Source organism: Streptomyces sp. NRRL S-31 (genome assembly GCF_000718775.1).
Lineage (GTDB): Bacteria > Actinomycetota > Actinomycetes > Streptomycetales > Streptomycetaceae > Streptomyces.
Genome location: NZ_JOCB01000313.1, coordinates 1 through 205, shown reverse-complemented (window position 1 = coordinate 205; position 205 = coordinate 1). Strand labels below are relative to the sequence as shown.

The window sequence follows — 205 nt, the reverse complement described above, 5'->3', positions numbered from 1 at the left end:
CGGTCGGTTGACGGTGGCGGTGGTCAATGCTCCCGGTTCGGTCGTCGTGTCGGGCGACCTGGACGCGCTGGAGGAATTGCTGGCGGCCTGTGAGGCCGACGGCGTCCGTGCCCGCCGTCTGCCGGTGAACTACGCCGCCCACTCCGTCCAGGTCGAGGCGATCCGCGAGCAGCTGCTCACCGACCTCGCCGGGATCGAGCCGAGG

General features: G+C 71.2%; 1 protein-coding gene. It reads left to right on the top strand.

What is annotated here, in order from left to right:
- A partial coding sequence (locus IF37_RS40610; RefSeq protein ID WP_158727477.1) for an acyltransferase domain-containing protein occupies window positions 1–205 on the top strand: 205 nt, incomplete at both ends.